Source organism: Serratia sp. root2, from assembly GCF_031931805.1.
Classification (GTDB): Bacteria; Pseudomonadota; Gammaproteobacteria; order Enterobacterales; family Enterobacteriaceae; genus Serratia; species Serratia inhibens.
Map to the genome: position 1 here is coordinate 180,447 of NZ_JAUJXB010000004.1, position 21,662 is coordinate 202,108.

Genomic DNA, 21,662 nt, shown 5'->3' on the forward strand with positions numbered 1-21,662 from the left:
CTTCCAGCGGACTTCCAACTTAGCGAGAAAGAATACGCAGGTCAAATATAGGCTTAAGAGTGTTTTTTATTGAATTAATGTAGGTTATCTTTTTGAATTTCAATGTTTTTTACATGAATTTACGGTGATGGCGAGGAGCGTCCGGCTCCGAGGAAATGTGAGCTGTCTCACTATAGTGCAACCTCTGAATCTCTGCACCATGCTAGTGCGGGTGGGAATGTCAGAATTTTATTCTATTAAGTTATGCTTTCTTGTTATTTGTAACTATTTTTCATCGCTTTGTCATACAGGCGTTAACGGTTGCGTGAGAATAAGAAAAATTCATCGTGGCTCGTGTGATTTTATTTGCATTTATAATGAATAGTTATGCCTGGTGAAGCCTTGCGGGGAAAGCGTTGATCTCTGTCATCGCGGGAAAAGCCGTTTCTTATTAGCATCACGGGCTTTGGGCACAGAGAAAGACAAGATTATGCAGTTGCCGCAATTAGTCAATATGTTTGGCGCCGATCTCCAGCGCCGGTACGGCGAAAAGATCCATAAACTCACGCTGCACGGCGGTTTCAGCTGCCCAAATCGTGACGGTACCCTGGGACGCGGCGGCTGTACCTTCTGCAACGTGGCCTCCTTTGCGGACGAACAGATGCAGCGGCAGGGCATTGCCGAACAACTGACGGTACAGGCCGGCAGGGTCAACCGCGCAAAACGTTACCTGGCCTACTTTCAGGCTTATACCAGTACTTATGCAGAAGTGAGCCTGTTGGCGGACATGTATCGGCAAGCGCTGGCGCAGGCCGATATGGTCGGGATCTGCGTTGGTACGCGGCCGGACTGCGTACCCACCGCCGCGCTGGATCTGCTGGCGGGCTACCTTGAACAAGGGTATGAGGTTTGGCTCGAGCTGGGTCTGCAGACTGCGCACGATAAAACGCTGAAGCGCATTAATCGCGGCCACGATTTCTCCTGTTATCAGCGCACCGCCCGGCTGGCGCGCGAACGCGGGTTGAAGGTGTGCTGCCACCTGATCGTCGGGTTGCCGGGAGAAACTGCGGCCGATCATCTGGCTACGCTGCGGCAGGTAGTGGACAGCGGCGTGGATGGCATCAAGCTGCACCCGCTGCATATTGTTGCCGGCAGCACCCTGGCGCGGGCCTGGCAGGCTGGGCGGATGCCTGAACTGGCACTTGCGGAGTACGCTGCCAGCGCCGGGGAGATGATCCGCCATACGCCGAAAGAGATTGTTTATCACCGCATCTCCGCCAACGCCCGTCGACCGACGCTGTTGGCACCATTATGGTGCGAAAACCGCTGGAATGGCATGCAGGCGGTCGGCGGTTACCTGCAGCGATATGGCGGGCAGGGCAGCGGGTTGGACGAAAAGCGGCAATATCGCCCTTGATCGCTGTTTTGATTTGCAAACTTTCCCACACTTCGGTGTTTGCTTCCTTATCTCACCGAGGTTTTACGGTATGATTTAACCGATTCTGTCTGATGGGAGCCGCTATGAAGCAAATCCGGGTGTTAGCCCAGTACTACGTTGATTTAATGGTGAAACTGGGGCTGGTACGCTTTTCGCTGCTGCTGGCTTCGGCGCTGGTGGTACTGGCGATGGTGGTGCAGATGGCGGTGACCATGCTGCTGCGCGGCGAAGTGGAAAGCATCGACGTGGTGCGTTCGATCTTCTTCGGCCTGCTGATTACGCCGTGGGCGGTGTATTTTCTGTCGGTGGTGGTCGAGCAACTGGAAGAATCTCGCCAGCGCCTGGCGCGGCTGGTCGATAAACTGGAAGAAATGCGCCACCGCGATCTGGAGCTGAACCAGCAGCTTAAAGACAATATCAGCCAGTTGAATCAGGAAATCGCCGACCGTATCAAAGCGGAGGAAGAGCGCCAGCAGGTGATGGACAAGCTGACGGAAGAGATGGAGCAGCGCGAGCTGGCGCAGATTGAACTGGGGCAACAATCGGCGCTGTTGCGTTCGTTCCTCGATGCTTCCCCTGACCTGGTGTATTACCGCAACGAAGACAAAGAATTCTCCGGCTGTAACCGGGCGATGGAGCTGCTGACCGGCAAAAGCGAAAAACAGCTGATCGGCCTGACGCCGTTTGACGTCTATAGCCAGGAAATCGCCGAAAAGGTGATAGAAACCGACGAGAAGGTCTTTCGCCATAACGTCTCCCTGACCTACGAACAGTGGCTGGTTTACCCGGATGGCCGCAAGGCCTGTTTCGAGCTGCGCAAGGTGCCGTTTTACGATCGCGTGGGCAAACGTCATGGGCTGATGGGCTTTGGGCGCGATATAACCGAGCGTAAGCGCTACCAGGACGCGCTGGAGAACGCCAGCAGGGACAAGACCACCTTCATATCAACGATCAGCCACGAGCTTCGTACACCGCTTAACGGCATAGTCGGGCTGAGCCGCATTCTGCTCGATACCGATTTGAACGATGAACAACTGAAATACCTGAAGACCATCCATGTCAGCGCGATCACGCTGGGCAATATCTTCAATGACATTATCGAGATGGACAAACTCGAGCGGCGAAAAGTGCAGCTCGACAACCAGCCGGTGGATTTTACCGGCTTCCTGGCGGATCTGGAAAACCTCTCCGGCCTGCTGGCGCAGCCAAAGGGCCTGCAATTCGTGATGGAGCCACAACCGCCGCTGCCCCAACAAATCATTACGGACGGCACCCGCCTGCGGCAGATCCTGTGGAACCTGATCGGCAATGCCGTGAAGTTCACCCCGCAGGGGCAGATTGTGGTGCGCGTGCGGCGTGAGGAGCAGGATCGGCTGGTGTTTGAAGTGGAAGACTCCGGTATGGGTATTCCGCAGGACGAACAGGACAAGATCTTCGCCATGTATTATCAGGTGAAAGATCAGCACGGCGGCCGCCCGGCGACCGGGACCGGCATTGGGCTGGCCGTTTCCAAGCGGCTGGCGCAGAGCATGGGCGGCGATATCTCCGTCAGCAGCGTGCAGGGGCACGGTTCTTGCTTCACTTTGACCATCAACGCGCCGGCGGTGCAGGAAGCGGAAAGTGAGACGCAGGCCGAAGAGGACCTGCCGTTGCCGGCACTGCATATCCTGCTGGTGGAAGATATCGAACTGAACGTGATTGTGGCGCGTTCGGTGCTGGAAAAGCTCGGCAACAGCGTGGACGTGGCGATGAACGGCGCCGACGCGCTGGCGATGTTCGATCCGGACGAGTTTGATCTGGTGCTGCTGGACATCCAACTGCCGGACATGACGGGGCTGGATATCGCCCGGGTGCTGCGTGAACGTTATGCCGGGCAAGCGCTGCCGCCGCTGGTTGCCTTGACCGCCAACGTACTGAAAGACAAAAAAGAGTATCTCGACGCGGGGATGGACGATGTACTGAGCAAACCGCTTTCGGTACCGGCGTTGACCAAAGTCATTAAACATTACTGGGATCATCAACCCTCTCATACCACTAAGAAAACGGAGCAAAAGGCGATGCAGATTAATGAGTCGTTACTGGATACCACAATGCTGGAACAGTACATGGACCTGGTGGGACCACAACTGATTCATCAGAGCCTGGAGATGTTTGAGCAGATGATGCCGGGCTATCTGGCGGTGCTGGATTCCAATATGACGGCGCGTGACCAGAAAGGCATCACCGAAGAAGGGCACAAAATCAAGGGCGCATGCGGTTCGGTTGGCCTGCGCCATCTGCAGCAGCTTGCACAGCAAATTCAAACCCCGACGCTGCCGGCCTGGTGGGATAACGTGCAGGATTGGGTTGATGAGCTGAAGCAGGAATGGCGCAACGACGTGCAGGTACTGCGTGAGTGGGTTGCGAACGCTGAAAAAAAATGACCCCGACCTAGGCCGGGGTGCGCGAATATTGCGCCAACACCAGGGAAATTGTGAACCTGCGTATTGGTATTCAGTGTTCTGGTCGAGCAGGTTGTAGAGAATTCCTAAACATCATACAGCCAACAACATAGCAAATGTAAGCGCTCTTGTTAGAAGATTCATTAAAATGTGTGATGTAGATTAGTGTTTGTTAACTCCGAGCACTAACCAGTTGACAGTCTCAAAAGGAGTAAGGGTGATGAAAAACGTTGGCGTTGTGCTAAGCGGCTGCGGAGTTTATGACGGTGCGGAGATCCATGAGGCCGTCCTGACGCTGCTTGCGTTGGACCGTGCGGGGGCACAGGCGGTGTGTTTTGCACCGGATAAATCTCAACTTCATGTTATTAATCACTTAACTGGCGATGAAATGCCGGAAGAACGCAATGTTTTGGTCGAGTCGGCGCGTATTGCCAGAGGGAACATTCAGCCGCTTTCACAGGCCGATGCCAGCCAGTTGGACGCGCTGATTGTACCCGGTGGATTTGGCGCGGCGAAGAACCTCAGCAGCTTTGCCAGTGAAGGGGCAGAATGCTGGATTGATAAAGATTTAGCTAAGTTAACGCAGCAAATGTATAAGGCAAATAAACCAATTGGTTTTATGTGTATTAGCCCCGCATTGCTGCCGAAACTGTTGGATCAACAAGTGCGGCTGACCATTGGCAACGATCCGGACTTGGGTGAAGTGATTGATGCCATGGGCGGCGAACCGGTTATTTGCCCGGTTGATGACATCGTGGTTGATATTGAGAACAAAGTGGTGACCACGCCGGCCTATATGTTGGCGAAATCTATCGGCGAGGCGGCCGACGGGATTGATAAGCTGGTTTCACGGGTACTGGATTTAGCTGAATGAGAAAGTCCGCGGGCAAATCGATTTTTTCCCGACCCTGGTTTTGGCTGAAGCGTGGAGTTATTGCACTTGTTGGCCTGTGGCTGCTTGGGATCGCGGTTTTTGCTTTCTTGCCGGTGCCTTTTTCTGCGGTGATGGTTGAGCGGCAGGTCGGCGCCTGGCTGAGCGGTGATTTTGGCTATGTGGCGCACTCCGACTGGGTATCGATGGACGCTATTTCCCCGCAAATGGCGCTGGCGGTCATGGCGGCGGAGGACCAGAAGTTCCCTGAACATTGGGGGTTCGACGTGGCGGCGATCGAAAAGGCGCTCAGCCACAACGAACGTCGCCCCACACGCATTCGCGGCGCCTCCACGCTGTCGCAGCAAACGGCGAAGAACCTGTTTCTGTGGGATGGCCGCAGTTGGCTGCGCAAGGGGCTGGAGGCCGGGCTGACATCGGGGATTGAGCTGGTGTGGACCAAACGGCGCATCCTGACGGTTTACCTGAATATCGTTGAGTTTGGCGATGGGGTATTCGGTGTGGAAGAGGCGTCGCAACGCTTTTTCAATAAGCCGGCTAAACGTCTGACCGCTTCTGAAGCGGCGCTGCTGGCGGCGGTGTTGCCTAACCCGCATCGTTTTAAGGCCGGTGCGCCTTCCGGCTATGTGATTCAACGGCAGCAGTGGATTATGCGCCAGATGCGGCAACTGGGTGGGGAAGGTTTTCTGAAAGAAAATAACCTGGATTAGCACGCCGGGATAAAGCTTTTAGGCCCATCCCGGCGCAGCAGGTTATTTCACCAGAGTAAAGGCGGTAGTGACGTGCTTCACGCCGCTCACCTGGCTGGCGATCTGCGCGGCCGATTGCGCTTCCTGTTGTGTGACCAGACCCAGCAAGAATACCTCACCGTTTTCGGTGGTGACTTTCACGTTAGAGGATTTCACCGTGTCGCTGGTCAGCAACTGTGAACGGACCTTGGTGGTGATCCAGGTATCCGAGGACGCGGTACTCAGGCTGACCGGCGTTCCCTGACGGATCTCGTTATACACTTCGGCCGTGCCTTCAACGCCCATCGCTATTTGCTTGGCGCGGGCGGCGAGGTCGGTGCTCGGCGACTGGCCGGTCAGCAAGACTTTACCCTGATAGGCGGTAGCAACCACCCGGGCGTCTTTCTTCAGTTGCTGATCTTTACTCATGGCGTTTTCGACCCGGGCTTCCAATGTGCCGTCGTCTACCTGAGTACCTACGCTGCGCGGATCGGTGGCGCTCTTGGTGGCGACAGCCGCGCTGCCGACGACAACGCCGGCAATACAGCCTTGTAACAGCAGGGCGCTGGACAGCACTGCAAATGTGGCTTTTAGCTTCATCTCAGTTCCTTAATCGTCCTGGTGGGGAAACAACGTATTATCTATCAGGTCGCACAGGCAATTTACTGTAAGCATATGCATTTCCTGAATGCGAGCACTGCGATGCGATGGGATACGGATCTCGACATCCTGTTGGCCGAGCAAACCGGCCAGTTCCCCGCCGTCGTAACCGGTGAGTGCGACAATCGTCATATCGCGCGTCACTGCGGCTTCGACCGCTTTCACAATATCACGGCTGTTGCCGCGGGTGGAAATTGCCAGCAAGACGTCGCCGGCATGGCCGAGGGCGCGCACCTGCTTGGCATAGACTTCATCGTGCAGACGATCGTTGGTGATCGCCGTCAGCACCACGTTATCGGCGTTCAGGGCAATAGCCGGCAGGCTTGGGCGCTCGGTTTCAAAGCGATTGATCATGCTGGCGGCGAAATGCTGCGCGTTGGCCGCCGAGGTACCGTTGCCGCAGCACAGAATTTTATTACCGTTAAGTAAGGATTGAACCAGCGTCATCGCTGCACGCGAGATGGCGTCGGGCAAGGCTTCCGCCGCCGCAATCTGGGTTTGGATGCTTTCGGTAAAACAGGCTTTAATTCTATCCAGCACGTTGTATTAATCCACTAAGTCAAAGGGCCGGTCTGCACCGGTAAACCATGATTAATCCGCATTGAAGGCATTGGGTATCCATTCTAACTGGCTACCGGTCATGGCCAAAACATCAAAACGGCAAGACGATGTGTCAAAACTGGCTCCGCGCCCCGCCAACCAAACGGCGGCGGCATGCAGCAACCGCTGCTGTTTACGGTAAGTCACACTGGCGGCCGCACCGCCAAAGGCGTCGCTGCGGCGGTAGCGGACTTCAACAAACACCCAGGTTTGGCCATCGCGCATGATGAGATCGAGCTCACCGCCGCGCAGCGTAACGTTGGCGGCGAAGAAGGTGAGCCCGGCGCGTTCCAGATAGCGGCGGGCTTGTAACTCATAGCCCGCCCCCTTGGCGCGTTGACTCAAGAGACCGGAACGACCATTCCCTGACGGTATTGCAGCCAAGGCAGTTTCCTGTTGATCACACAGCTCGGTGAGGCGGTCAGCATGCCGGTGGTGCCGGACACCTGGAAACCGGGGAGCTGGCGCATTTCAGCAAAGTGATTGGCCAATGTCCAGGCATCCATCCCCATTGCGTACAGACGCACCAGCGAATAGTCGTTGCGGAACCGGCTGCTCGCCTGCTGCAACAGCTGCGGGTTGGCCCCGGCCAGCAGCGGGATATCGCTGAACTGCAGGCCTTCCATTTCCAGGCGGAAGTCCGGGCCTGCACCGGCCTGATAGCTGCGTGAGCTGGCGTACATTGCCGGTTTGCTGCGCGAGGTGGTGGCCATGTCGATCATCGGTTTGATCAGCGTCAACTGGGACTGGGTCGCCACGATATAGACCGCGTCCACGTTACCGCCGGACTCGGCAGGCACATCGCTTGGCGGCGCCGGAATGGTCAGCCCGGCAATGGTTACGGCCTGCGGAGCCGGTGCTGCGGAGATCGGCGTACCGGTCATGCGGATGCCACCGCTGTTCACCGATTGACGCAGTTCGCCGGCAGAGCCGATGCCTTGTTGCAGCACGGTCTGACCGCCCAGTTTTTGCCATTCCTGGTTAAAGGCTTTGGCAATGCGATCGCCGAACGAACCGCGCGGGATCAGCAACAGCGGCTGGCGCTTTTGTTGTTCCCACATGTGACGGGCTGCGTCGCGCGCTTCGTCTTCCGGCGACAAGGCGAAGTAACAGATGTTCGGATTGTCTTTCGGCGTTCCCGGCTGATTGAGCGCCAGCACATTCAACGTGGTGGTGCTGCCGGACAGCTGATCGACGTTCTCTTTCAGCAGCGGGCCTACCACCAGAGTTGCGCCGTCCTGCTGCGCCTGCGTCAGTAACGCGGCCAGCGGTTGGCTGGTGGTATCATACACTTTAATTTGCGCATTGGTGGCCTGCGGCGGCGTAATCGGCGCATTGGACGGCGTAGAAGGCTGAGCCGCAGTCACGGGCGCGGTATCTGCAGACGGTGCCGAGGTACTTACCGCACCGTTGGCATTGACGTCCGCAGAGGCTGAAGCCTGATCGGGATTGCTGGCAGGTTCAGATTGCTGTTGCTGTACCTGCGCCGGTGCGGCCATGCCGTTTTTCGCCGCTTCAAAACCTTGTTGGATCGCATCGGCGAACACTTTTGCCTGGCCGTTCATCGGCAGCAGCAGGGCGATTTTGGACGTGGAAGCCTGGGTAAAGTTCAGCACCTGATTCAGCTGCGCCGGCAACGTTTTCGCCGCCGGGTTCTGCGGGTAACGGTTTTGCCAGTCTTTGATTCCGGCTTTCAGCAGGTCGGGATCTTGCTTGTTTTCTTGATAAACGCGCAGCAAATCCAGCCAGCCTTGCAACACATTCTCATTAGCGTTGATCACCAGGCTGTTCATGTCCTGCGGCGTCAACTGCAGCAGCGCCAGCCAGGTTTGATCCAGATTGGTTTGATGAGCCTTGCCGGTCAGCAGCGGTTCCTGCGCAACGTAGGCGCGGATCAGCGGCAGAGACGGTTTGCCCTGGTTGGCGGCGATCTGTGCCTGGTAGAAGCGCACCAATTGGTTGGCTGACAGCGAACCGTTATCCAGATGGCCCAGCGTGCTGCGGGCGCTCACGTAACTTTTGTTCGCCACCTGCAATTCTGCGGTCAACAACTGGCGTTCAACCTGCTGAACGCTGCTGAGGTTTTTCGGCAGTTGCTTCAGTTGTTCACCGGCCTGTGGCAGTTTTCCTTCACGTAACAGCGCGCGAATAGCAAGTAATTGCCAGTCAGCCTTGTTATCATCGCTGCTTTGTTGCAACTGCTTCAGATAGTAATCGGAGCTGGCGCTCGCTTCGTCCTGTATATTGGCGGGCGGCGTCTGTGGGGCCTGACCAGGACAGCCTGCAAGGAACAGGGCTGCCGCGATAACTGCGGTAAGTCGGACAGGCTTTGAACGCCCTGCTTTGGTACGAACGAATGTTGAGGAAAGCATACTGTATCCAGTGATGTTTTTTTCAAGATGCTCAATATTAAATCGGCAACCCGGATGAAACAATGAATCAACACCAACAATCAGTCATTTCTGCATCAACGCTGTATGTGGTGCCCACCCCCATCGGCAATTTGGGGGATATTACCCACCGCGCGTTAGAGGTACTGAAAAGCGTTGATCTGATTGCGGCCGAGGACACGCGCCACACCGGGCTGCTGTTGCAACACTTTGCGATTAGCGCGCGGCTGTTTGCGCTGCATGACCATAACGAACAACAAAAGGCGGACCAACTGCTGGCGAAACTGCAGGAAGGCCAGAGCATTGCGCTGGTTTCCGATGCCGGCACGCCGTTGATCAACGATCCCGGTTATCACCTGGTACGCCGTTGCCGCGAAGCCGGCATTCGCGTGGTACCGTTGCCGGGCGCGTGTGCGGCAACCACCGCACTGTGTGCCGCCGGTGTTGCTTCAGACCGCTTCTGTTACGAAGGGTTCCTGCCGGCGAAAACCAAGGGGCGTAAGGATACGCTGATGGCGCTGGCAGAGGAACCGCGCACGTTGATTTTCTACGAATCGACCCACCGGTTGCTGGAAAGTTTGCAGGACATGGTCACCGTGTGGGGGCCGCAGCGCTATGTGGTGCTGGCGCGTGAGCTGACCAAAACCTGGGAGTCCATCACGGGGGCGCCGGTGGGGGAACTGTTGGCCTGGGTGCAGGAAGACGAAGTGCGCCGCCGCGGTGAAATGGTGCTGATCGTCGAAGGCCATAAGGCGCAGGATGACGCATTGCCGCTGGAAGCGTTGCGCACGCTGGCGCTGTTGCAAAAAGAATTGCCGCTGAAAAAGGCGGCGGCGCTGGCGGCGGAAATCCACGGCGTGAAGAAAAATGCGTTATATAAATACGCGTTAGAGCAACAAGAACAGTAAAGCGGTTGACCTGCCGTGAGCGCAACGCTACTATCCGCGCCGGAGTTGACCAGACAGTCGCCGCTTCACTGCCGTCCCTTTCGGGGGAGACAGGTGGAGGGGAGGAAAGTCCGGGCTCCATAGGGCAGGGTGCCAGGTAACGCCTGGGAGGCGCAAGCCTACGACTAGTGCAACAGAGAGCAAACCGCCGATGGCCCGCGCAAGCGGGATCAGGTAAGGGTGAAAGGGTGCGGTAAGAGCGCACCGCGCGGCTGGCAACAGTTCGTGGCACGGTAAACTCCACCCGGAGCAAGGCCAAATAGGGGTTCACATGGTACGGCCCGTACTGAACCCGGGTAGGCTGCTTGAGCCAGTGAGCGATTGCTGGCCTAGAGGAATGACTGTCCACGACAGAACCCGGCTTACCGGTCAACTCCCTCTATAAAGGAAACCCCGCGTGACGCAAGTTACGCGGGGTTTTTTCAATTTGTACTCAATGGGGTCGGCATGCCGTGCCCGCTTGATTCACACCGGTAAATCAATCAGCAGCGCGCGCAGCGGCGTTTCGGCGCGGATCGTCAGGCGGTTCTCTTCATGGATAAACGCCCCGTCGCCACAGGTCAACCGTTGGCCTTCGTTACGGTCGCCATTGGCTTCAATGGTGCCGTGGATCGACTGCAGGTAAGCCCGCTGCCCGTTCAGCGCAAACGTCTGCTGTTCGCCCGGCTGTAAATCCAAATGATGGATCCATACCTGCTGTCGCAGTTGCAGGCTGCCTTGCGCACCGTCCGGCGACGCCAGCAATGTCGAACCGTTATCCGGCAGGGTCAGGCGCTGCACTCGTTCGTTGTTGCGCTCCGGGCAGGCGTCCAACCACAGTTGCAGACGGGTCAGCGGCGTATCGCTGCTGACGTTTTGTTCGCTGTAGCTCAGCCCGGGCTGCGTGGCCAACAACAAGGCTTCACCGGTCTTGGCGCGCACGGTATTGCCGTCGTTGTCGCGGTATTCGGCTTCCCCCTGCAAGATCAGATTCAGGATATCCACGCTGGGATAGGTGCGTGGTTGGAATGATGCACCCGGCGCCAGCACCTCCTGATTCAGCACCCGCAACGAGGCGTAGCCCATCAGCTTGGGATCGAAGTAATGTCCAAAAGAAAAGGTGTAGCGAGCCTGCAGCCAACCAAAGTCAGCTTGCCCGCATTGTTGTGCTGTTCTGCATGTAATCATGGCAATCGGCTCTCTAAATTCATTATCCAAATGGTAAGCATCTGGACGCCGGATTGTTAGCCAGTTAATCTGGTCGGCATATTCAAATTTCCTGACAGAGAGATTCGATGGCCAGAGATCGGGCGTTAACGCTTGAAGCGTTAAGGGTTATGGATGCGATCGACCGACGTGGCAGCTTTGCTGCGGCAGCCGATGAGCTGGGGCGGGTGCCCTCGGCGCTCAGCTACACCATGCAAAAATTGGAAGAAGAATTGGACGTGGTGCTGTTCGATCGCTCCGGCCACCGTACCAAGTTCACCAACGTCGGGCGCATGTTGCTGGAACGCGGACGAGTGCTGCTGGAGGCGGCGGACAAGCTGACCACGGATGCCGAAGCGCTGGCGCGCGGTTGGGAAACCCATCTGACCATCGTCAGTGAAGCGCTGTCGCCGGCGAGCAAACTGTTTCCGCTGGTCGACAAGCTGGCGCTGAAGGCCAATACCCAGGTATCGATCTTCACCGAAGTGCTGGCCGGTGCCTGGGAGCGGCTGGAACAAGGGCGCGCCGATATCGTTATCGCGCCGGACATGCATTTCCGCGCCTCGTCGGAAATCAACACCCGTAAACTGTACAAAGTGATGAGCGTGTATGTCGCAGCACCGGATCACCCCATTCATCTGGAGCCGGAACCCTTGTCCGAACTGACGCGCGTAAAGTACCGCGGCATTGCGGTGGCGGATACCGCCCGCGAGCGGCCGGTATTGACCGTACAGCTGTTGGACAAGCAGCAACGCCTGACGGTCAGCACCATTGGCGACAAGCGTCTGGCGCTGCTGGCCGGCCTGGGCGTGGCGACCATGCCTTATCCGCTGGTGGAAAAAGACATTGAAGAAGGGCGACTGAGGGTGGTGGGCCCGGAATACAGCCGTGAGGCCGATATCATCATGGCCTGGCGGCGCGACAGCATGGGGGAGGCGAAAGCCTGGTTCCTGCGCGAAATCCCACGGCTCTTCGCTCAGCAGGAACGGCAGTAACCGGGCCGTGTTCTGCCATTGATCGCCAACGGCCCGCGCGTGCAAGCACGGCGGGCCGTTAACTGTTTTCCCCTCCGCTAAGAAAGAGAAAAACGGGCTAACCGAAACGGTTGTCGCGGCCGTGCGGCTCGTCCAGATCCTGCACCGGCCCGATGGAAATAATGCCGTGCGGATTGATAGTGGCGTGGCTACGGTAATAATGGTTGCGGATGTGCGGCAGGCTAACCGTTTCGGCGATGCCCGGCATCTGGTAGATGTCGCGCAGGAATCCGTACAGGTTGAGATAATCGCTGATACGGTGTTTATCGCATTTAAAATGGGTGACATACACCGGATCGAAGCGCACCAACGTGGTCCACAGGCGCAAGTCGGCCTCGGTCAGGCGATCGCCGGTCAGATAACGGTGTTGGCCCAGGATCTGCTCCAACCGCGCCAACGCGTCAAACAACGCATTCACCGCTTCGTCATAGGCTTCCTGGCTGGTGGCGAAACCGGCCTTGTACACGCCGTTATTCACCTGATCATAAATCCAGCCGTTCAGCTCATCGATTTTGCCGCGCAGGTCGTTGGGATAATAATCCCCTGCGCGAGCGCCGGCACCGTCAAATGCACTGTTGAACATGCGGATGATATCGGCGGATTCATTGCTGACGATAGTCTGCTGCTGTTTGTCCCACAGTACCGGCACCGTTACGCGACCGGTATAGTGTTCATCGGCGCGCAGGTAAAGCTGATAGAGAAAGTCCGAGTGATAGAGGCTGTCGCCGGTAGTTTCAGGAAAGTCCTGGCCGAAGGTCCAGCCGCTTTCCAGCATCAGCGGGTGTACCACGGAAACCGGGATGATCTGCTCCAACCCTTTCAGCTTGCGCATCAGCAAAGTGCGGTGCGCCCAGGGGCAGGCGAGCGAAACATACAGGTGATAACGATCTTTCTCCGCTTTAAAACCGCCGGTGCCGTGTTCGCCCGGTTGGCCGTCTGCGGTCACCCAGTTGCGGAACTGGGAGGTTGAGCGTTTGAAACGGCCTCCGGTGGACGATGTGTCATACCAGATGTCTTGCCAAACGCCATCGACGAGTTGTCCCATGATGATCTCCTTGGTGTCCGAGTGAAAAGCAGAAGGGTCCGGCATGCCGGACCCCTGAGTCAGTATTAGAAGCTTACCACTTTTTGTTCAGAATACGGTCGATGCTGAAACCGCCCGGGCCGGCAATGGCCAGTACGATGAAGCCACCGGCGATGGTCAGGTTCTTCATGAACATCAGCTGGTTTACGCCGTCCGCAAAGTTAGTATGGAACAGTAACGCGGTCAAAAGGGTAAAACCGGCAGTGAACAGCGCCACGGTACGGGTCAGGAAACCGAACAAAATCGCCAGGCCGCCACCAAACTCCAGCAAGATGGTCAGCGGCAGCAAGAAGCCAGGTACGCCCATCGATTGCATGTACTGCTGGGTGCCGGCATAGGCATCACCCATTTTGCCGTAACCTGCCACGATAAACAGGATTGGCATCAGAATACGAGCAACCAGCAAACCTGCATCTTCTAATTTTTTCATCATCTACTCCAAAGTGATTTTAGTTCGCCAGTCTTGGCATTTACCATGTCAGCGGGCGGTATGTCGGGTCTGTGACCCTGTCCTGCCCGTTATGCGTTTGATGGAGTGAATGTTAATCGGGAAGCGATTCAGTTGTTAGCAAGTAAAACTGTCGTATTTTTTCAAAAAAACTGAATTTGTAGCCTGCTAACAAATGATGGGGAATCAAAAAGTTGCCCAGTCTTTATCCGCAGAAAGAATGAGTTTCTGTGAAAAAGCGGGCGTAACTACGGAAGTAGTTGAATAAAGCAGGGGGATTTACTTGGAAGAAAAGGTTTTCTGGATCAATCGGATAGTACCAAAGACGCCAAAAGCGCGGCGTGACCAGCGAATCAGTTTGCTTGGGTGGCGGATGCCGTAAAGCGCCATCACGCTGGAACCGACAACCAGGTATTTGCGCAGGCCGAAAAGGGTTTGCCAGCCGCGATCGATGCGTTCGGTTTTTTCCAGCCACAGGGTTTTGTTTTCGGCCAGATCCAGCCGTTGTTGCTGGATCTGCCGAATCAGTTTCTCTTTTCTCCATTCCAGGTAGCGACGGCGATTCATTTTTCGCCCTCCAGCTCAGAACGGTCGATCTCCAACTGTTTGCGCGTAGCGCCCAACAGGGTGGAACGGCGTGCTTTGACCAGCGTCCAGATGGCGCCGAAAATGGCCAGGAACAGCAGTACGCCCGTGGTGGCACCTAACGCCATCAGGCGGTAGATAGGGTCAATGGCCCAGAAAATCAGAATCAGCAGGCTCATCAGGCCGAATGCGGTGAACAGCAGGGTCATGCCGGCCATGATCAGCAACTGAATGAGATTGGCTTTCTCCTCTTCCAGCTCGACAACCGCCAGGCGCACCCGGGTTTCCACCATACTCACCAGAATGGTGATGATGCGCTGGGCGACATCCAGGACCCCTTTGGCGGGGCCCTGCGCACGAACTTGTGGTTGTTCTGCCATAATTAGCGGCGCGCTAACAGAACGCCCAGCACCACGCCAACCGCAGCGCCGATACCGATACCTGTCCACGGATTATCACGTACGTAATCATCCGCCTGACCGGCGATTTGCTTGGTCTGGGAAGCAATTTTGTCCCCGGCGTCGCTCAGGCGAACGCGGGTATCTTTCAAGGCGCTTTCGGCTTTGGATCGCAGCTTTTCCAGCTCGGCTTTTGGTTTATCGGTGGAAGAGTTCAACACTTCTTCCAGCGTATCGGCTAAGGATTTAAGTTCAGCGCGTAAGTTTTCTGCATTTGAATCATGTGCCATGTGATTATTCCTTAACGTTAACTTCGACAGACTTTCAACATAGCGGATTTTTTCGCCGGAGCAAAGGGTGAATAGGTAGCTGATATCACTAGACACCCATTCCATATGCAGTAAAAATCCCGTGTGATGCGGCTCTCAGCGATAAATCCGCTGGTGTAAAAAAATTATTCCGCTTGGGCCTGCTCAAGCTCGGCCTGTGCTTCCGTCAGCTTTTTCTGCTTCTTGGCGACTTTATCCAGGTTGCCGGTCTGCTGAGCTTCTTTCAGCTCTTGCTGACGTTCAGCGACTTTATGTCGTTTCTCTTCGATTTTTTTCTGGCGATCGGCCTGCAGGCCAGCTTCCGTACAGTTCGCCTGTACTTCGCTCAGCGCCTTTTTCAACCCGGCTATACGGTTATGATTGCCATGTTGGGTGGCATAATCAATCTGCTGTTGAATGTTTTGGGCTTTGGCCGCACAACCGCCTTCGGCGGCAAACGACAGGGCCGGCAATGCACATAACGGGAGGGCCAGTAAGAGTGAGTGGCGTAATTTCATGCTATCGGTTCCTTGTTAACTGGGATGCATTGGAACACATCCGCTTTTCCTGACTGCTTGCAAAAGCAGTGCGACAGGAGTCTACGCAGCCAGCTTTCAGCATAGCCGTGAATTGCGCAGACCCCCAAAGAATCAGCCGCAGTTCGATGGTGATTGATGATTAATTGAACGGGGCGTAAAAACGAAAGGAAAACCCTTCATTCGAAGGGGTATTATCCCAGATTGAGTGGGGCGCGTGCAAATTCACGCACCCAATGGGTCGGAACAGGGGATTCGCTCAGAGCGATGATGTAACCCGGCGGTAAAATCGTTTGCAGCGCTTCGCGCGCCAACAACTGCTGCTCCGGTGAATCCAGGCGGATCACCAGGCCATCACCTTCGGGGGTGATGCTTTTGATGCGAATACCGCGCTCATCCAGCCGCTGATAGACAAAAAAGCCGTCGGGCAGCGAAAGGCCTTGCTGACCGGCGCGGATGCGTAGCTCGCTTTCGGTGCGCACCATACAGGGAACCAGCAGCGTCGCCAGCGCCAACAAGGCGAGTGCAATCAGCAAAACATACTGCCAGCGCGGGCGCTTTGCCATCACGCCCCTTTCCCCTGATTCTGGCTGTCGGCGCGTTTCTTGCGCCACAGCACGATCAGCGATCCCACCAATCCAACTACCAGCAGCACCAGCGGCAACAGCATCAGGCAGAACATCAGTTGGTCTTCATATTTGCGGAACACCGGGGTTTTGCCCAAAGCAAAGCCCAGTGATGTCAGGATGACTACCCACAGCAGGCCGCTCATCCAGTTAAAGAATTGGAAGCGGGCATTACTCAGGCCGGAGAGGCCGGCAATGGTAGGCAGCAGGGTGCGGACAAACGCCAGAAAACGACCGACCAGCAGAGCGGAAAGCCCGTGGCGGTGGAACAGTTGGTGCGCGCGCTGGTGATAGTGCGCCGGCAGATGCGACAGCCAGCCTTGCACCGTTCGCGTATTGCCCAGCCATTTGCCCTGTATGTAACTGACCCAGCACCCCAGGCTGGCGGCGACGGTCAGGATCAGGATGGTGAGAGGGAAATTCATGGTGCCTTTGGCGATCAATACGCCCACCAGGATCAGCAGACTGTCGCCGGGTAAAAACGCGGCCGGCAGCAGGCCGTTTTCCAGAAATAAAATCAGAAACAGCAGGACGTAGAGCGTCCAGACCAGCGAAGGGTTCGCCAGCGTCTCAAAATCCTGCTGCCATAGGGCATGTAACAGTTCTTTAATGATGTCCATCCGGTGTTCCTAAAACGTCATTGTTTGTCTTTATCTCAGCGGCGGATCAGGAGTGGGCTGAAAGCGCGCGGGCGATCCTGGCTGCTGATAACGATGAAACGGCGTTGCTTTTTAGTGAGTTCTCGTCGGTGCGACACCGGTCATGAGTGGTAAGTCAGCGTGCCACGATAAAGCATATTACTTTCTTTCCAGCCGCCGAGTCTGTTTTGCTGCTGCGGGGTATGCAGCATCCAGTTGGCCTGGACAAGCCGGTTGGGCACAGATAAATGCTGACGCGGAAATCTGGCGTTATGGCCCAGTTCAGCGGCCAACGCATAGACCGGCTGCAATTGGGTGGAGGCTGGCAGCGAACCGGGGTAAGAATGCACACGCGGCAACAGCAGCGGTAATTTGCCGGGCGCTTTGCGCCGTAACTCTGCCGGAGACCGATAAACCTGGTCATAAGGGGACAGCGCCGGGTTATCGAGCGATGGCAGGCTGCTCAGTGCCGTGGGGGTTGCTTTGGAGGACGCCGCGCATAGTTTTTGGCCGGAGACCGAGCCGGTCCAGCAAAAAAGAGCAATAAGCATGGCAAACAACCAGCGCATGTATTCGCGTTCCGCCCCGCAGCAAAGGGTAAAAAAAGTGGCCTAACTTTACCAAAATAGCACGATTGGCAACAGGGAAATCTACGTTGCCACCGGTGAAATACTACACGGCAATCGGCGGTTCAGGCATCGATTCAGCGGATTTTACATTACCTGACATAACCCAACGGTTTTTGACCGCGTGCGCTATTTGTTTTCGGTGGTCACGCCGTCCAGATGCACCACCGGGTTTTCGGCGAACAGATAGCGGTCGGCGTTATATTCGAAATCGTCGCTGGTGGCGTTGAACAGCATTTGCTTGGTGTTTTCCAGGTGCTGCCACATCGCCAGTTTGGCGGCGTAAGGGTCTTTACGTATCAACGCCTTGAGGATCTGATCGTGGTCGTCACACCAACTGGCGATAGATCGCTCGTCGATATGCTCGTGCAGTTTGATCCAGTAAGGATTATTCACCCGCTGGCTCCACATTTTTTCCACGATGGTGGCCATCGCGGTATTTTGCGTAGCCAGCGCCACCTGCACGTGGAATTTCAGATCCCATTGCGAATCGCGGAAGCGATCTTCCTTGCGTGCATGCTCCTGGATTTCCATCAACTGGACAATATCTTGCTTGGTGACCTGGGTAGCAGCGAATTCGGCGATATTGCTTTCAATCAACTGGCGTGCCTGCAGCAGTTCGAACGGCCCGGCGGTGGAGAATTCAATGCTGTCGCCCGGTACCACCAGATGTTTTTGCTGGTTGGACATCACGTGGATCCCGGACCCCTTGCGCACGTCAACGTAGCCTTCCACTTCCAGCATGATGATGGCTTCGCGCACCACGGTGCGGCTGACGTTCATCTCTTCAGCAATATAGCGCTCGGCCGGCAGCTTATCGCCCACCGGATAGCGGCCACTTTCAATGCGCTGCTTAAGCTCGGCGGCCAGTTGCTGATACAGGCGTCTGGTTTCGGTGAATTCCATAATGAATGCTCTTAGGGTCAGAAGGGGCGTGGCTGTCAGATTTGTTATACCACTTATTCGGCAGGGCTGCCAGTGGCCGCAGGGGCGCCCGGCGCGTGGCCGGGCGGTGGGTTAACTGCGCGCCGAGGCCGGCTGCAGGGGGTCTGCCGTCGCCGGCAAGGCCGGCCTGTTTTGCAGGACGGTCCAGATAACGATGGCACCGAGAATATCGAATACCGACAGCGCGGCGAACAGCGGGCTGAAGCCCAGAGTATCCGCCAATGCGCCGACCACCAGCGCAAACAGGGTGCTGGCGGTCCAGGCTGCCATGCCGGTAAGGCCGTTGGCGGTCGCAACCTCGTTACGGCCAAATACGTCCGAAGACAGGGTGATAAGCGCGCCTGACAGCGCCTGGTGAGCAAAGCCACCGACGCACAGCAGCGCGATGGCGGCATAGGGGCTGGCGAACAGGCCAATCATGCCGGGACCAATCATCAGCACCGCGCCCATCGTGACCACCAGCTTGCGTGAAACGATCAAATTCACCTTGAAGTGTTTTTGGAAAAACGGCGGCAGATACCCGCCAACGATGCAACCGAGATCGGCGAACAGCATCGGCATCCAGGCGAACATGGCGATCTCTTTCAGGTTAAAACCATAGGCTTTGAACATGAATAACGGGATCCAGGCATTAAAAGTACCCCAGGCTGGCTCTGCCAGAAAACGCGGCAGCGCGATGCCCCAGAACTGGCGGTTGCGTACGATCTGCCAGGCGGACATTTTCTTGGCGTTGCTGGTTTGGTGCTGCGCTTCCTGACCTTCAAGGATGTAATCCCGTTCTTCCAGGCTGAGTTTTTTCTGATCTTTCGGGTGTTTGTAGAAGATCAGCCAGCAGATGGCCCAGATCAGGCTCAATACGCCGGTAATGATAAACGCCATTTCCCAGCTGTGGGCGACGATGGCCCAGACCACCAGCGGCGGGGCGATCATCCCGCCTATCGACGAACCCACATTGAAGTACCCCACGGCAATGGAGCGTTCTTTGGCCGGGAACCACTCGCTGCTGGCCTTCAGGCCGGCGGGGATCATTGCCGCTTCGGCCATGCCCACGGCGCCGCGCGCCAGCGCCAGCCCGCCCCAACTGTTAGCCAGCGCGGTAGCCATGCAAAACAGCGCCCACAGGATGGCGAACATGGCGTAGCCCACCTTGGTGCCCAAGACGTCCAGCACGTATCCCGCCACCGGTTGCATCAGGGTGTAGCAGGCGGAATAAGCGGCGACGATGTAAGAATACTGCTGCGTGGTGATATGTAAGGTGCCTTCCAGCGTCGGTGCCGCCACGGCAATGGCGTTGCGGGTCAGGTAACCCAGCACGGTGCCGATGGTTACCAGTCCAATCATGTACCAGCGTAACCCTTTAATTTTACGCATCCGAAATATCTCCCAGTCTTGAATATGCGCGGCCGAGGTGGCGGCGTGTAGGGTGTGATTCCTTTTCGTTGCTCTGCACCGGCCCTTCCATCACCGTCGCATTCCCGACGTACCAGCGACGGGGTGGCGAGACAATAACTTGTCATACAGATTTAAAAGTTGAGTGATATCACAAAAGCCGAGATTCAATTTGGCAATACGATTTTGCCCGTAATCGCGTGATTCAGGCCGTATTTCGCCGTGGTATTGTGCATTTTATGCCCTTTATCGAGAGAAATAGCCCGCCTAATGGGGGAATATTTTGCTGGACGCCCCGTATAATTGGTGTGATAACTTTGTCATGTTGAACATTGTGCCGAACGGCCAGCAAGGTGAGGAGCCTGATATGGCGACGTTTTTAAATGAAGATTTCTTGTTGGGCAGCGAATTTGCCCGGCGTTTGTATCATGACTATGCGGCGGATCAGCCGATCTTTGACTACCACTGTCATTTACCGCCGGAACAGATCGCCGAGAATACCCGCTTCAAGAACTTATATGACATCTGGTTAAAGGGTGACCACTACAAGTGGCGGGCTATGCGCACCAACGGCGTGGCCGAACGTCTGTGCACCGGCGATGCCGGCGACCGCGAGAAGTTTGACGCCTGGGCTGCCACCGTGCCCCATACCATCGGTAATCCGCTGTATCACTGGACCCATCTCGAACTGCGCCGTCCGTTCGGCATCACCGGCACGCTGCTTTCACCGACGACGGCGGACGATATCTGGCATCGCGGTAACGCGCTGTTGGCGCAAGACGATTTCAGGGCGCGCGGCATCATGCAGCAGATGAAGGTGAAAATGGTCGGCACCACTGACGATCCGATCGACGATCTGCGCCACCATAAAGCGATCGCCGCCGATGACAGTTTCGACATCAAGGTGCTGCCAAGCTGGCGGCCGGATAAGGCGTTCAATATCGATGCGCCGGGATTTAACGATTACCTGAAAAAGCTGGAAGCGGCAGCGGATATCAATATCGGCCGCTTCACCTCGCTGTGCGACGCGCTGAAAAAACGTATGGATCACTTTGCCGCCCACGGCTGCAAAGTGGCTGACCATGCGCTGGACGTGGTGGTGTATGGCGAAGCTAACGAAGCCGAGTTGGACGCCATTCTGGCCCAACGCCTGAGCGGCAAGCTGCCTGGGCCGGAGCAGAGCGCCCAGTTCAAAAGCGCGGTGCTGCTGTTCCTGGCCGCTGAATATCAACGTCGTGAATGGGTACAGCAGTATCATATAGGCGCATTGCGCAATAACAACAGCCGGATGCTGGCAAGCGTTGGCCCGGATATCGGCTTCGACTCCATTAACGACCGGCCGCTGGCAGAGCCGCTTTCCCGCTTGCTGGATGCACAGTCCCGGCAGGGAGGATTACCGAAAACCATCCTGTATTGCCTCAACCCGCGCGACAACGAAGTGATCGGCACCATGGTGGGTAATTTTCAGGGGGAAGGCACGCCAGGCAAAATGCAGTTCGGTTCAGGCTGGTGGTTCAACGATCAGAAAGACGGCATGCAACGTCAGATGACGCAGTTGGCACAGCTTGGCCTGCTGAGCCGTTTTGTCGGCATGTTGACCGACAGCCGCAGCTTCTTGTCGTATACCCGCCATGAATATTTCCGCCGCATTCTCTGCCAGATGATGGGGCGCTGGGTGGAAGAGGGCGAAGCGCCGGCAGATATCGCTCTGCTTGGCGAGATGGTGAAAAACATCTGTTTCGACAATGCCAAAAATTATTTCGCCATTGAACTGGCGTAGCCGCT

At 56.4% G+C, this 21,662-nt stretch carries 23 protein-coding genes and 1 other RNA gene; 8 read left to right on the forward strand and 16 right to left on the reverse strand.

Features of this window, described 5'->3' with window-relative positions; genetic code table 11:
* Nucleotides 1–469 precede the first annotated feature (469 nt).
* From QZQ97_RS18690 to mtgA, 4 genes are all read left to right on the forward strand, one after another.
* On the forward strand, nt 470–1,396 hold the full coding sequence (locus QZQ97_RS18690) for a TIGR01212 family radical SAM protein (protein ID WP_311994664.1): 927 nt from the start codon (nt 470–472) through the stop codon (nt 1,394–1,396).
* A gap of 104 nt (nt 1,397–1,500) precedes the next feature.
* The gene (gene arcB / locus QZQ97_RS18695) at nt 1,501–3,840 is read left to right on the forward strand and encodes an aerobic respiration two-component sensor histidine kinase ArcB (protein WP_311994665.1); all 2,340 of its coding nucleotides are present in this window, start codon (nt 1,501–1,503) and stop codon (nt 3,838–3,840) included.
* Between the two features lie 238 nt (nt 3,841–4,078).
* Nucleotides 4,079–4,732, forward strand: a complete 654-nt coding sequence (gene elbB, locus QZQ97_RS18700; protein ID WP_311994666.1) for an isoprenoid biosynthesis glyoxalase ElbB — start codon at nt 4,079–4,081, stop codon at nt 4,730–4,732.
* Complete coding sequence (gene mtgA / locus QZQ97_RS18705) at nt 4,729–5,460, forward strand: monofunctional biosynthetic peptidoglycan transglycosylase (protein ID WP_311994667.1); 732 nt, start codon at nt 4,729–4,731, stop codon at nt 5,458–5,460. Before elbB ends, mtgA begins: the two co-directional genes overlap by 4 nt.
* Nucleotides 5,461–5,502: 42 nt before the next feature.
* Here the strand turns inward: mtgA and dolP are convergent, their stop codons facing one another.
* From dolP to QZQ97_RS18725, 4 genes are read right to left on the reverse strand one after another with little or no spacing between them, the layout of a single operon-like run.
* On the reverse strand, nt 5,503–6,078 hold the full coding sequence (gene dolP / locus QZQ97_RS18710; RefSeq protein ID WP_311994668.1) for a division/outer membrane stress-associated lipid-binding lipoprotein: 576 nt from the start codon (nt 6,076–6,078) through the stop codon (nt 5,503–5,505).
* Between the two features lie 9 nt (nt 6,079–6,087).
* Nucleotides 6,088–6,678, reverse strand: a complete 591-nt coding sequence (gene diaA, locus QZQ97_RS18715; RefSeq protein ID WP_020831820.1) for a DnaA initiator-associating protein DiaA — start codon at nt 6,676–6,678, stop codon at nt 6,088–6,090.
* A gap of 51 nt (nt 6,679–6,729) precedes the next feature.
* Nucleotides 6,730–7,083 (reverse strand): YraN family protein, encoded by a 354-nt coding sequence (locus QZQ97_RS18720; protein ID WP_193395162.1) that lies wholly within the window; start codon nt 7,081–7,083, stop codon nt 6,730–6,732.
* Entirely contained in the window at nt 7,080–9,110 is a 2,031-nt protein-coding gene (locus QZQ97_RS18725) for a penicillin-binding protein activator (protein ID WP_311994669.1), read from the reverse strand. The genes QZQ97_RS18720 and QZQ97_RS18725 overlap by 4 nt, the downstream gene beginning before the upstream one ends.
* Before the next feature lie 62 nt (nt 9,111–9,172).
* Between QZQ97_RS18725 and rsmI the strand changes: the two genes are divergently transcribed.
* Together rsmI and rnpB are read left to right on the forward strand one after the other, a co-directional pair.
* The gene (gene rsmI / locus QZQ97_RS18730) at nt 9,173–10,036 is read left to right on the forward strand and encodes a 16S rRNA (cytidine(1402)-2'-O)-methyltransferase (protein WP_065506634.1); all 864 of its coding nucleotides are present in this window, start codon (nt 9,173–9,175) and stop codon (nt 10,034–10,036) included.
* Between the two features lie 41 nt (nt 10,037–10,077).
* Nucleotides 10,078–10,456: RNase P RNA component class A (rnpB, locus tag QZQ97_RS18735), an RNA gene on the forward strand.
* Nucleotides 10,457–10,540: 84 nt separating this feature from the next.
* On the opposite strand, the gene QZQ97_RS18740 is transcribed toward rnpB, so the two are convergent.
* Nucleotides 10,541–11,242 carry a pirin family protein gene (locus tag QZQ97_RS18740; protein WP_065506633.1) on the reverse strand — a complete coding sequence of 234 codons (702 nt, stop codon included), beginning with the start codon at nt 11,240–11,242 and terminating at the stop codon, nt 10,541–10,543.
* 107 nt (nt 11,243–11,349) lie between these two features.
* Between QZQ97_RS18740 and QZQ97_RS18745 the strand changes: the two genes are divergently transcribed.
* Nucleotides 11,350–12,255, forward strand: coding sequence for a LysR family transcriptional regulator (locus tag QZQ97_RS18745; RefSeq protein WP_065506632.1), 906 nt, complete (start codon nt 11,350–11,352; stop codon nt 12,253–12,255).
* Nucleotides 12,256–12,352: 97 nt separating this feature from the next.
* On the opposite strand, the gene QZQ97_RS18750 is transcribed toward QZQ97_RS18745, so the two are convergent.
* The 11 genes from QZQ97_RS18750 to QZQ97_RS18800 form a co-directional block, all read right to left on the reverse strand.
* On the reverse strand, nt 12,353–13,339 hold the full coding sequence (locus tag QZQ97_RS18750) for a glutathione S-transferase family protein (protein ID WP_311994670.1): 987 nt from the start codon (nt 13,337–13,339) through the stop codon (nt 12,353–12,355).
* 73 nt (nt 13,340–13,412) lie between these two features.
* Nucleotides 13,413–13,808, reverse strand: coding sequence for a DoxX family protein (locus QZQ97_RS18755; RefSeq protein WP_311994793.1), 396 nt, complete (start codon nt 13,806–13,808; stop codon nt 13,413–13,415).
* A gap of 297 nt (nt 13,809–14,105) precedes the next feature.
* The gene (locus QZQ97_RS18760) at nt 14,106–14,393 is read right to left on the reverse strand and encodes a YqjK-like family protein (RefSeq protein WP_311994671.1); all 288 of its coding nucleotides are present in this window, start codon (nt 14,391–14,393) and stop codon (nt 14,106–14,108) included.
* Nucleotides 14,390–14,791: a phage holin family protein gene (locus QZQ97_RS18765; RefSeq protein ID WP_311994672.1), complete on the reverse strand. Its 402-nt coding sequence runs from the start codon at nt 14,789–14,791 to the stop codon at nt 14,390–14,392. Before QZQ97_RS18765 ends, QZQ97_RS18760 begins: the two co-directional genes overlap by 4 nt.
* A 2-nt stretch (nt 14,792–14,793) precedes the next feature.
* Nucleotides 14,794–15,099 carry a DUF883 family protein gene (locus QZQ97_RS18770; protein WP_004948431.1) on the reverse strand — a complete coding sequence of 102 codons (306 nt, stop codon included), beginning with the start codon at nt 15,097–15,099 and terminating at the stop codon, nt 14,794–14,796.
* A gap of 164 nt (nt 15,100–15,263) precedes the next feature.
* Nucleotides 15,264–15,635 (reverse strand): DUF1090 domain-containing protein, encoded by a 372-nt coding sequence (locus QZQ97_RS18775; protein ID WP_311994673.1) that lies wholly within the window; start codon nt 15,633–15,635, stop codon nt 15,264–15,266.
* Nucleotides 15,636–15,847: 212 nt separating this feature from the next.
* Nucleotides 15,848–16,219: an EnvZ/OmpR regulon moderator MzrA gene (gene mzrA / locus QZQ97_RS18780; protein WP_006320501.1), complete on the reverse strand. Its 372-nt coding sequence runs from the start codon at nt 16,217–16,219 to the stop codon at nt 15,848–15,850.
* Nucleotides 16,219–16,899, reverse strand: coding sequence for a DedA family protein (locus QZQ97_RS18785; RefSeq protein WP_004948426.1), 681 nt, complete (start codon nt 16,897–16,899; stop codon nt 16,219–16,221). The genes mzrA and QZQ97_RS18785 overlap by 1 nt, the downstream gene beginning before the upstream one ends.
* Before the next feature lie 140 nt (nt 16,900–17,039).
* The gene (locus QZQ97_RS18790) at nt 17,040–17,486 is read right to left on the reverse strand and encodes a hypothetical protein (RefSeq protein WP_311994674.1); all 447 of its coding nucleotides are present in this window, start codon (nt 17,484–17,486) and stop codon (nt 17,040–17,042) included.
* 186 nt (nt 17,487–17,672) lie between these two features.
* On the reverse strand, nt 17,673–18,449 hold the full coding sequence (gene exuR, locus QZQ97_RS18795) for a transcriptional regulator ExuR (RefSeq protein ID WP_311994675.1): 777 nt from the start codon (nt 18,447–18,449) through the stop codon (nt 17,673–17,675).
* 111 nt (nt 18,450–18,560) lie between these two features.
* On the reverse strand, nt 18,561–19,859 hold the full coding sequence (locus tag QZQ97_RS18800) for an MFS transporter (protein ID WP_311994676.1): 1,299 nt from the start codon (nt 19,857–19,859) through the stop codon (nt 18,561–18,563).
* A gap of 385 nt (nt 19,860–20,244) precedes the next feature.
* On the opposite strand from QZQ97_RS18800, the gene uxaC reads away from it, so the two are divergent.
* Nucleotides 20,245–21,657 (forward strand): glucuronate isomerase, encoded by a 1,413-nt coding sequence (uxaC, locus tag QZQ97_RS18805; protein ID WP_311994677.1) that lies wholly within the window; start codon nt 20,245–20,247, stop codon nt 21,655–21,657.
* The last annotated feature ends 5 nt before the right edge of the window (nt 21,658–21,662 follow it).